Source organism: Mesorhizobium sp. M0772 (assembly GCF_040320135.1).
In the GTDB taxonomy this organism is placed as follows: Bacteria; Pseudomonadota; Alphaproteobacteria; order Rhizobiales; family Rhizobiaceae; genus Mesorhizobium.
Genome location: NZ_JAMYPB010000059.1, coordinates 21,183 through 31,821, shown reverse-complemented (window position 1 = coordinate 31,821; position 10,639 = coordinate 21,183). Strand labels below are relative to the sequence as shown.

The window sequence follows — 10,639 nt, the reverse complement described above, 5'->3', positions numbered from 1 at the left end:
GCGTTCAAAGCTGCCTTTGCCAAGGGCGTCTATTTTAACAGCCACATCCGCAATCGTTATGCATTCCGGCTCGCGGCAGGGAGGGCAGCAGCCGCGTCGGGCGATTGACAGAATTTCAGATTCGAGGCGGCCCGCGCCATCGCAGGGGAGCAACTGTGCGAATTGACCAGGTTCCGAGGGCAAACGAAAACGCCCGCCGGCCGGGCCAGCGGGCGCGTATTATATTAAGCTAGGTGCTGGGCCTATTTGCCCATCATCATCGCAGCTTTGCAGAAGTTCTCATGGGCCTTCGCAATATCTGCGTCAGCGCAGTCCTTCATCACAGCGTCCTTATCCTCCTGAGACATAGCCGACCAAGCGGTTTTCGCTTCAGCCTCAGACTTCATGGTCTTCATGCTGCTGTCCGTGAAGAAAGGAGACATTTTTGCAGGATCGTCGAGCGCAGACGTGCCAGTGGAACTGCCGGCAAAGGCCGATCCGGTCATAAGGGCAAATGTCGCGCCGAGAATGAGCATTTTCGAATTCATCAAAATTCCTCCGAATGCAACTGCTTGAATGCAGCCGTGCTAATTCAACGCTTGCGGGTAGAAAGGGTTTCCAGCCAAATTGAAAATTGTAGAAATTGCTACCGATATTTCGTCGTCAATCTAGGAGGAATTGGCCCGCAAGTTCGGTCAAGGCGGCCGGCGGCCACCATCGATGCTGCAATTGCCTGGCCGGTTGCCCCGGACTTGTTCAGGGATGGCCCGCGCTTGCTTCCGAGCGCGGGCCGACCATGATGAGTGAGGGGCGATCTTGGTCACCGGCAGGACCGCTTAAGAACGAGCCGGGTGTGACCGAACAGCCTCAGGGTGAGGATGTTCCCGACTGACGCAAAAAAGCCCGCCAGCGTGAGCCAGCGGGCAATCGGCCTTGAGTATACTAGAACGAGTTCCCCGGCTCGCTCGTTGAGAGGCATGAAAGACAAATGGGAATCTGACCACCAGTTCGTCGAAGGCGCCCGCCGTAGCCAGCGATGGGCGGAGAGAGAACTTGAATCCCTACAATCGACCATCCAAGAGACGCGCCGTGTCCTAGAGGCTTCACGGAAGCTCTTGGAAAAAATTGCCGAGCGCGAAGACCATACGCAGCCGTAGGAAATGGCCGGTGCAGTTGGGCATGCTTGTGGGCTTAACCGCACCGATATTGCATAAGTCACGGCTGATGGGCAAACCCACGGCCAGTACTTTCCGTGCAGGTGGACAGCTCGCCGGGCGAAGACCCCAACCACCTCGATCCCGGCGAGCCTAGACCTGATCAGAGTACGCGATCAGGACCGGGGATCAGCCGGCGATAGTGGCATCTCTTGCAGGTCAACCATTGTGAAGCACAGCTTCCTGATCGGACCTGCTGCCGTGTCGAATGGAATAGGCGCGAGTGATTTCCGCACCAAAAAGAAAAATTTCCGCCGAGTAGTAAGCCCACAACAGGATGACGAGCAGCCCACCGGCGGCCCCATATGAGGCCGCGACCGCGCTGGAGCCTATATACCAACCGATAAGCGATTTCCCGAGCGTGAACAGGGCAGCAGTCACAACAGCGCCAATCCAGACATCCCGCCATTCCAGGGTTCGATCAGGCAAGATCTTGAAGATGGCAGCGAAAATAGCTGCGAGGAGGACAAAAGAAACGACCGCGTTGATAACGCCCAGGACAAGTGTCCCGAACGGCAACTGTGCGTTGATGAGGTTGCCTAGGGCCGAAATCGCCGCGCTCGCGACTAGAGAGACGAGCAACATGAAGCCAAGTGCGGTGACCAGTCCCAGACTTACCGCACGTGCGCGCACCAGGCGCGACAACGAACTTCCCTGCGCTTCGACCTTCCATATCATGTTCAAAGACTGCTGTATTTCGCCGAAGACCCCGGAAGCGCTCACAAGCAAGGTGATGATGCCAATCACCGCCGGCCAAGTGCCGCCGGATGGCTTTTCGGATGCGCTCTTCAGTGCGGTTTGCAGGATATTTGCGCTTTCTGTACCCATCATCCCTGTGATTTGGGCGGACAATGCCGCTTGCGCTGCCTCGTGACCGAATGCGAGACCCGCAATTGCAACCACGATGAGCAGAATTGGCGCCAACGATGTTGTGGCATAAAAAGCGATTGCTGCGCCATGGCTGAGAGCATTGTCGTTGACGAACCCAACGACGGCTTCTCGCACCATTGCCCATGCATTTGTGATCGCGCGATGCATTTTGCGCCCCAGTCGAATTGGCGTTCACTAGCAATGCACCAGCACATGTGATGTTCCGGTTGCGGGCTGTGGCAGGAGTTTCGCACCGACTTCCGCGGAGGGTCGCCGGCATAGAACTTCCGCTCCGATGCGCTCGCATCGCCTTCGCCCCCATTTCGGGACGCGCATTTGATAATGGTTTTCTCAAGATCATTTTAGTTCGTTCGGAAACCATAGAAGCGGAGGCTGGCTCGTTTGCACCGACAAGGACAACAGCACGGAGGAGGTGTTGGAGGCGGCGCAGGAAGCTGGCGTGCATCCTGCGATCTCCGCCGGCCGCTGGCGGTACGAGCATCCGGACTATCGCCGCTTTTCCAAGCTGATTGGTCGAGGTGAGATTAAAACCGTCCTGAGCCTCAATATCGCTTTGAGGCGCCAAAGCTGCCAACGCGGTACCACCGTGTCTGCTTTCAGGCAGCGGCAACCAACGTCGTTGCGGCCAAGATCGCGCCACCAGCGGAATGGCACCTTTCCGCTGGTTTGCACCAGAAGCAGACCTTCTGCTCTCGTTCCATATACTGCCGGACCGCATGCGCCTCATATCGGTCATTCAGAATTAGCAGCCGCCTCTTTTCCGATGCCAACGCCTGAGCCTTTTGTGAGACCTAGGCGCAGCTTGCCGGCCGCAGCCTGTCCCAATTGGGACGAATAGTTGGCACCCATATTGCAAATCTACTACTCCTAAAGCTGCCGGACCGCTCTCGTGATGAGCCGCCAGTCGGCTAAGCGCCTCGTCGGTCTTTGAGCTGGCCCCAGCGGATCCCAAAAGCAGAAATTCGAGCGTACAGGCGACGTGAGGGAGGATACCCGAACCCGCGTGAACGAGGCTGTAAGGTCGATCGGATTTCAGTTCAATCGACAAGCAATTGATTTTCGCCGGGGTCGTTCCGATTCGCTTATTGTTCTGGTGTCGGACATCGCGAACCCGTTCTTTCCGGTATTCTTCAAGGGATCGAAAAGGAAGCTCGGGAACGAAGCACAATAGGTAACACAAAAGGTCAAAACAGAGCAATGGCCACAGCCGTTTGCGTCAGATTATTCAAGTTAATTCGCCGACCGCCAACGCGAACAGACGCGCATGGTCCCGTCCGTATAGCGTTGTTAATCCGGCAGTAGCATCTCCTCTTCATCGGCTGCGGCTTCGAACAGCAGCCGGAAGTCGTTACCCGGCATTTTGCCATCCATCGCAGATAGGCAAGCCTCAGCCGCCAGCCGCCACTTGGGGCCACGATTGGACCACTTTAGAAGCTCCTCCGCGGCGGCATCAACTCGGTTGACACCAAGGCGAAGCCCCGGGCGCTCAGTCTTCACATAAACCGGAGGGTTGAACCAGCGGTGGGGCATCAAGCCTCTCGAACGTCAAAGGCGATGAACAGTCCCCAAACGGAGGCTGAATTGACGATCATTCCGACCAACTGGCAGTCAGTCTCACGAAGATCATGGCCGCGCTCGCGCACCGCTGCAATGGTCGCCTTCAGGGAAATTATATTGCCCGGTTGAGAACCCAACAGGACCTCGCGGACCAGCTCCTTGGCCGTTTGCTGCACAGGCCGAACAGGTGCTTGAACGTCCATCCCATCCTCCCAGAGAGATAGAACCTCACCAGCTATTCTGTGGGTCACTTTCCGAAAAAGGCAAGAGCCGGAAACGTACAAAGCAGGTTGCCGCAAACACCCCATTTTGGAACGGGACCCGCCCTTTGCTCATTATGGGTGGAATCAATTTATGAATGCAAATCCAAGGAATTTACGCCGTGCTCGCCAAGGATGGACAAAGCGGAGGAGTTCTATACCCGGCTTTTCGAGCGGAGGCCTGATGATCGTCCCATGGACGTGTTGATCCAATGGCGCAACGTCGCAGGCGCGAACTTGCAAATCTTCCATGATAAACGGCGAATGATAAAAAGCCCGCTGACGTCTGGCGACGCTGCAGGGATGGCCCGCGCCTGCTTCGGAGGCTGCGCGGGCCGACCATGACGAGTGGAGAGGACATCTTGGTCACCGGCACGGACCGCTGAAGAACGAGCCAGCTGTGGCCAAACAGCCTCAGAGCGGGAATGTTCCCGCCTGACGCAAAAACACCGTGGCTCAGCCGGCGGGCTCCGTTGCAGGGGCACTCAGGATAGTGCCACGGGCGCGGCGTCTGGGGTCAATGCAGTTTGCCGACTAGCCGAGCGTATTCGGCTTCAGCCCTGCCATATGACCCATCAGCCAGCGCAATCAGACGCGCTCGGTCAAGAATGACTACCTCTCCTCGCATTGAGCGTATCAGACCTTGGCCCTCCAAGGTTTGCAGCGCTATGGTGACGCCGGGCCGCCTGACACCGAGCATAACTGACAAGAACTCGTGCGTAATCGCAAAGCTGTTCCCGTCGACGCGATCATCGCACATCACCAGCCATCTTGAGAGCCTGTCGACGATGTTCATCCGGGCATTGCTGAGCGCGGTGAAGCTTGCCTGGAGGTGAAAGTAGTGAACGTAGCGGAGCAGAAAACTTCGCAGGGTTGGGCTTGTCAAAAGCGCCTTGGTGAAGAGGCCCGCGTCGATAACAAAGGCTCGGGCCTCTAATTGGACGTAACAATCGTGCGTTGACCGGTCATCGCCCATGATAAGCGCTGAGCCGGTCATACCCTCACAACCTATGATTCCGATCTCAGCTTCAATACCAGGCCGCAGTTCGCCCACCACTGACCCGAGACCGCTCTCGAAGAAGTACACGGTTCTGATTGGAGACCCCGCCACTTCGAGATGCGTCTTCAGTCCAAGGGAGACGCTTTCCAAATGAGGTTGCAGCAAGGCCAAATCTGCCGAGCACATTCGAAGCAGCAGCGAATTGCGATAGATGGAATTTTGGCGGGTGTCGCATTGCGCGGCAGTGTGAGTTCGTGAACTGGAGTCTGTCATAGCTCCCTCTCCCTATTGGGGCGGAAGCATGTTGATCGCTCACAGCCGACGGACGCCCTTAGAGTTGCCGTCGATAGCACACTGTATGCCTGCGGGCCGCGGATGTCCCATTTATTAACAACTGCGTTGATCAGCGCGAGCCAAGCTTTGGCGCGCCCGCGCTAAGACGGCATTCAGATACTCCAGGAATTCGTCATCGCTTTTCGTTGACAAGCCGACTTGTCGAGCGTGAGTCACAATGCGCTCCTGGAGTGAAACCGCTGTCTCATAGTGGTCCACGATCATCTGAAATGAAGCGCTCACTGGGGCGGATTCAAAGAGCTGTGCCATTGTGGCAATGTAGTTCCAAGATGATGAGAGTCGATGCGGCCGCTGCTTTGCGTAACAATCGTACAATGTGCTCAAGAATGTGCGGTTACCGGATCTAGACGGCCTATCCGGAGGTGGTGTGGAATTCTGCTGACTTAGCAGCACGGATAGAACTCGTGATCCGCCACGCAGCACGCGCCAGATAGGACCAATAGGGCGTAACTAGCGACGCGAGCGCCGCCGCTGCGATGCAGTGAGCCGAATGCGCCGAGGCCCATCAACTTCCACCGGGTCACCTCGGCAGTGGCCGCTTCACCCCGGTCATGTCTTCGCTGAGCGATTCACCGCGTCTTCAGCCTTGGCAAAACGCTGCACCAGCTTGTCGGTCTTGGCGTACATCTTCGATCGGCTGGCGGCTGGGCGCTGCTCGGATTGCTCGTAAGAGAGCGCGGCTCAAGCATCGCTGTCGTTTAATGTCGCGCCGGATCTCGGTTGCGTCTCGCTGAACGCCCTCCATGGACGCCCTTCATCGTGGGTCCACCAGGGCTTTCTTGTTGTCTGAATAGCCGCCTTCGTGCGCGAGCACCTTGGCAGGCGCTTTCTTTTCACGCGAAATTGCCATCGTTTTCAAGCGGGAGGGTCGGGATGCAGATTTTCGATGACATCGAGGCGCTGCTGGATGCGGGTGAAGCCTCGACGGCACTTAAGGAAGTGCGGGCGCTGGTGCATCAATTTGGGCGCGGGTCCAGTGTCTTGGCGGGCGCGATCGACGACCTCATTATTGACCTGTCGACGCTATCATTCGTCGCCGATGCTTACGGAGGCCGCATCGCAGAGGCGGCGCGCATCTTGGCCCGAAAAAGACTATTGAAAATCAAGTTGCTCGCACCTCGTCAAAGCGTTGAAGTGGTCAGCTAGAGATTGGTGGTCGCTACGAAAAACGTGTAGACCTGCTCGGTGCTCCGATCGCATCGAAACCTCTCGCGATCATCGGTTCCGTACGGACGAAAGAGCCGCCTGACCCTGCGACCAGATGAAAGCTTGGACTTGCGGCAGACCGCAAGCAGTTGGAGCTTGAATTGCCGACACACTCTCAGGAACCGTTGCCGGGATCGCACTCCATTGGTCGTCGGCCCAGATCCGGCGCGCCTCGCTTAAGGTGCCGGTCGAATATGGCCAGCTTCTCTTCGTAGCCGATCCGCACTCTGGACCTGCAACTATCGCATTTGAAACCGGCAATCGTTTTCAGCCAGGATCCCCTTCTCACCATAGGGCGTGAACAGGAGGGGCATTGGAATTCTAAAGGTACGTCGCGCAGTTCATTTGATAGAGGCACTGTGCATGTTCTCCTCAGCGGCACGGCCACTGCAACAAAGTAGAAGGAGAAATGTTTCCGGATTCGGCCATTTGCGGGAAAGAATCGGACCTAAGTCTAAATGGTGAGCGGCCCTGAAACCCATCGGCCTTTGCGTCGGAAATTAAAAATAGCGAGGGTTCGAAGGCGGCCGCGGGCGTGAGGCTGGCAAGTGGGCCAAGACGGCGGCGGTAAGGCGGAGCTGTGGCGATCAAATAACCGGTTCGCCCAGAATCTCGTTCACCCAGCTCATGGTTCTCAGCCCGTATGCCATTCCGGCGCAGTCGGCAAACCAGTCGAAGACACTCATGTCACGCCCTGTGACGCTTTGAAGGATTTCGATCGCTGCGCCCGTAAAAGCAAGTAGAACCGCCAGCCGGACCACCTGTTGGGGCCAGCCGAGGCTACCCAAAGCCGACAAGGTGGCGAACGCGGCGGCGTGGTTGAGCTTGTCGTGATGAGACGTAAAGGCCAACGCGTGCAGCAAGTGGTCTGGCAATAGCGCGAGCAACAGGACGACCGCCAACGTGGAGAGAAAGGCAGCCCTTGCCATGCTCTGATAAAAGCTCGACTGCGGCAATCTATCCGCAGCACTCCCGGTTCCTAGTTCTCGCTTCCGATACTGGCGCACTAGGCAGAGCTCCAACCTGCATCTGAGCTACGAGCGCGAACAACTGGCATGCTTAACAGGCCTCCTGATGTCATCAGGAAGTTCCATGAAACAGCCTATGTCACTCTGGATGGTTCCATAGGGCGCTGCGAATGTCGCCCTCCATTGTGATGAGGCCGAGGGTTTCCTGCCGAAAAGGCGCGGCGGAATAGGCGAGCCATTGGTACCGCTTGCGCCCAGGTGCGATGCGTATCGTGCTGGGCGGGAGCGGAACTCTTTCCAGCCTTGGCCCAGCTGTGCAGCCGGGCCGACGCCCTTCTGAATTCAATTATCGCCGGCGTCGCGGCTAACGGACGAAACCGCTGTTTAGTCTGGTCATCCCTGCCTTGGTGATCTCGCCTCTACATATTCCAATCCTAGACGCTAGGCCAGCAGCGGCCACTCGCGGCTGTCCATCAACAATCCCAAACATCAGGTCGCGGTTATATACAAAAAAGCCGGCCACCTTTCGGCAGCCGGCCAGTGCAAACAAGGAAGGGAACGTTGCACTGATGGGGCAGTGCACCGTCCGAAGCGTTTCCAGGCGACAATGTTCCACCGATGAGAGAACAAAGAAGGCTTCACCGCCAGCGCACATTCCCCTTAGCCGCGCTGTATTGCCAGCGGCTAGTCTCTAAAGGCCTTTAACCAGCCACGGATCGGTGTCGTATCCGAGGCGCGGCTTTTCCGGCGTTCCATCGGCCGGCAATTTGGCGGTTCCGGTCGGCCTGCAGTCCAGCTCGAACACCTGCTTCTTGGCCGACTGCTTCGTAGAGCAAAGGTCCGTGGCGTCATTCACCACCACCTTCTTCTCCTTGGCAACAGCGACACCAGTCCCAGCGATCACGATCGCCGCACAAAACGCAGCAACTCTCATCATACTTCCCCACCGTTGCGCCTCCGCAAAAGGCTGAGCATGACGTTACGGCACTTTTAAATTAGCGCAAGCGAATATTAGCTGCCTAGTCCCTTCACATCGGCTCTGGTCGCCTCCCCTTGCTGCCGGCGCCTTGCGATACCGGCAGCGCGATATGCTAGGATGGGCGCATGCCTGCTCATGACCGGGCGGCCGCTGTTAACGACTTGAGCTTGACATGGCAGAAGGCTGCAGCCGTCAAGTTTCCCAAGTCGTCGTGGCGATGAACGATCGCGTCGAGGATCGCTTACCAAGCGGCGTTTACTAAGTTCCGCTGGTGCAGCCCTGCGCGAACACCATAACCACGTGATGACAAATCAGCCATGTGTGTGGCGCGGCGGGCTTGTTCCGCTTGTGGCCGGCGCCTACCCACCCGGGTTCCCCAACCATGGCGTCGGCCATTTTCGTTCTCTCAGCGATTATAGGCCTTTGCTATCGGCCTATGTGTCGGCCTTGGATGGCGAGATCGCGGTTAGATCGATCGCCTCGTTCGTTTGGATGTTTCGCTGGCGTTGGCAGGAGGCGCATATGTTCGCCAGCCGGCGGATACCACACCGCCCCACCGGTCAGGCCCAGCGCGTCCGCTGCAAAGTCCCCGCAGACCGCTGCTGGGCCGCTGGCGGGCAGCGGCTACTTGCTGACGATCCAATCCACCAAGCCAGTTTCGATCAGCTCGCACCCAGTGAAATCGCGCACCAGGGCCTTGGCTAAATCGCGCCATTGACACTCAGGCGTACCCGTTTCCCCTACTAGGGCTCGGAATGCACATCGGAGAACGTCGGCTTGAAAGGCGGAGACGGCAACAGTAGACGGGTCGGCATCTTCCCAGCCTAGCGCCACGTCGCGACGACGTTGACCAAGGCGCTTCAGAAGCTCGCGTGAGGCTCGGATGGCCCTGCGCGATCGATCCATGTCCCGGCGAAATGTGGCGGGTTCCGCCATGGACTTCTGGCGCATCAGCAAGGTGGCCGTAGTGGCCGCTCGAGCGATATCTATGGGCGTTGCAACCATCGCAGCCTCCCAGAAAAGGCAATGGCAAACGACACATTAATAAGCTCGCCGAAACTCTCTCCGCAATGAAAAGAGTTGTACGAATTTTACCAACCCGCACCCTTTCAGTGATGCCGGGCCGCTGCTGTCCTCGCTCTTGTTCTGTCATCGTAATGAAGGACGACATCTCCGAGCACCCGTAGCACACCTGTTGCATGGAAAAAGCTGTAGGCGTTTATAGGTGCCCGGGCACTCCGCCATTTGTTTGCGTTGTGGAGCGGGACAAAGCAGGTTTCCTCACTCAGGCCGCCTACCGTGAAGCGGGGCACAAGCCCGACTTCGACGCATTGCCTTGGGAAGCTGAATACAGGGCCGCCAACTCAACGAAAGCCGGTCGTACGCCTAGCTAGCAACCAGAGGCACCGTGACGGTCGTGGCGTAATTTATCGGATACTGGTCGAAATACGGGAAAGCGATGACGAAGGCATAGCTGGCGGTCAGATGCGCCATCTTGAAACCGCCGCTGGCAGGGTCGGTCGCGATCGTCACAATGACGTTCTGCAGACCCAGGTTCACCAATTTCTGCGTGGCGATGGCCTGGATGTCGCTCTGCGAAAGCGTGTTGTTCAGCTGCAGCGCCCGGGAAGAGGTTTCCAGTGTATAGCGGACGGTCGACACGGCATTCATGGCCCAGCCGAAGGCGAAGATTCCGAACAAAAGCATCACCAGGAAAGGCGCGATCAAGGCGAATTCCAGCCCGGCTGCGCCGGAGCAGTCACGGCGCCACCTGGATCCGATCCTTTCAGCGGACACGGATCACCTGCTGATGACTGATCGCGCGCGGGTCCGGGAAGACACCGAAGTTAAACGGGGGCACCCAGGTGCCCGTCGCCGTTATCTGGACGAAGACGGTCGGCAGCTTCGTTCCGCCGCAAATGGTGGTCGCATCCACGACCGTGGCGCCGCACAAATAGGAGCGGACCAGTACGACCGCGGCGTCCTCGGGCTTGTCGTTCCAGCTCGAAAGCGCGACCGCCTGCGTTCCGGTGTCATTGGACGCGCCGGCCATTACGAGATTGGCCGCGGTTTTGACGCCCGCGCGCATCTGCAGGTAACTCGTTACGTAGGACCAGCCGTCGGCGATGCCGAGGCAGACGAGGCACAGGATGGGCAGCAACATGGAAAACTCGACGGCAGCTATCCCGGATTTGTCCAGGACAATGCGCAAGGTCCGCCCACCCATCCCG

10 protein-coding genes are annotated in these 10,639 nt (G+C 57.9%); 1 reads left to right on the top strand and 9 read right to left on the bottom strand.

The genetic code is table 11. The annotated features are described in order from the left end of the window. Window positions 1-242 precede the first annotated feature (242 nt). From NKI06_RS27160 to NKI06_RS27140, 5 genes are all read right to left on the bottom strand, one after another. Window positions 243-527, bottom strand: coding sequence for a hypothetical protein (locus NKI06_RS27160; RefSeq protein WP_023673895.1), 285 nt, complete (start codon window positions 525-527; stop codon window positions 243-245). Window positions 528-1,352: 825 nt separating this feature from the next. Then, window positions 1,353-2,231, bottom strand: a complete 879-nt coding sequence (locus tag NKI06_RS27155; RefSeq protein WP_286456758.1) for a YihY/virulence factor BrkB family protein — start codon at window positions 2,229-2,231, stop codon at window positions 1,353-1,355. Window positions 2,232-3,371: 1,140 nt separating this feature from the next. Next, window positions 3,372-3,614, bottom strand: a complete 243-nt coding sequence (locus NKI06_RS27150; RefSeq protein WP_023669677.1) for a DUF982 domain-containing protein — start codon at window positions 3,612-3,614, stop codon at window positions 3,372-3,374. Beyond that, the gene (locus NKI06_RS27145; protein ID WP_023690600.1) at window positions 3,614-3,844 is read right to left on the bottom strand and encodes a hypothetical protein; all 231 of its coding nucleotides are present in this window, start codon (window positions 3,842-3,844) and stop codon (window positions 3,614-3,616) included. Before NKI06_RS27145 ends, NKI06_RS27150 begins: the two co-directional genes overlap by 1 nt. A gap of 574 nt (window positions 3,845-4,418) precedes the next feature. Further along, window positions 4,419-5,174 (bottom strand): Crp/Fnr family transcriptional regulator, encoded by a 756-nt coding sequence (locus NKI06_RS27140; protein WP_023706251.1) that lies wholly within the window; start codon window positions 5,172-5,174, stop codon window positions 4,419-4,421. A 954-nt stretch (window positions 5,175-6,128) separates the two neighbouring features. Here NKI06_RS27140 and NKI06_RS27135 point away from each other — a divergent pair. Beyond that, a complete protein-coding gene (locus NKI06_RS27135; protein ID WP_023673958.1) occupies window positions 6,129-6,401 on the top strand; it encodes a hypothetical protein in 273 nt (90 codons plus the stop codon). Between the two features lie 647 nt (window positions 6,402-7,048). On the opposite strand, the gene NKI06_RS27130 is transcribed toward NKI06_RS27135, so the two are convergent. From NKI06_RS27130 to NKI06_RS27115, 4 genes are all read right to left on the bottom strand, one after another. After that, a complete protein-coding gene (locus tag NKI06_RS27130; RefSeq protein ID WP_245261975.1) occupies window positions 7,049-7,417 on the bottom strand; it encodes a VanZ family protein in 369 nt (122 codons plus the stop codon). Between the two features lie 703 nt (window positions 7,418-8,120). Continuing rightward, complete coding sequence (locus NKI06_RS27125) at window positions 8,121-8,366, bottom strand: hypothetical protein (protein WP_023816434.1); 246 nt, start codon at window positions 8,364-8,366, stop codon at window positions 8,121-8,123. Window positions 8,367-9,794: 1,428 nt separating this feature from the next. After that, on the bottom strand, window positions 9,795-10,205 hold the full coding sequence (locus NKI06_RS27120; RefSeq protein ID WP_352987666.1) for a TadE/TadG family type IV pilus assembly protein: 411 nt from the start codon (window positions 10,203-10,205) through the stop codon (window positions 9,795-9,797). Then, window positions 10,195-10,620, bottom strand: a complete 426-nt coding sequence (locus tag NKI06_RS27115; RefSeq protein ID WP_245260130.1) for a TadE/TadG family type IV pilus assembly protein — start codon at window positions 10,618-10,620, stop codon at window positions 10,195-10,197. Before NKI06_RS27115 ends, NKI06_RS27120 begins: the two co-directional genes overlap by 11 nt. Between the last annotated feature and the right edge of the window lie 19 nt (window positions 10,621-10,639).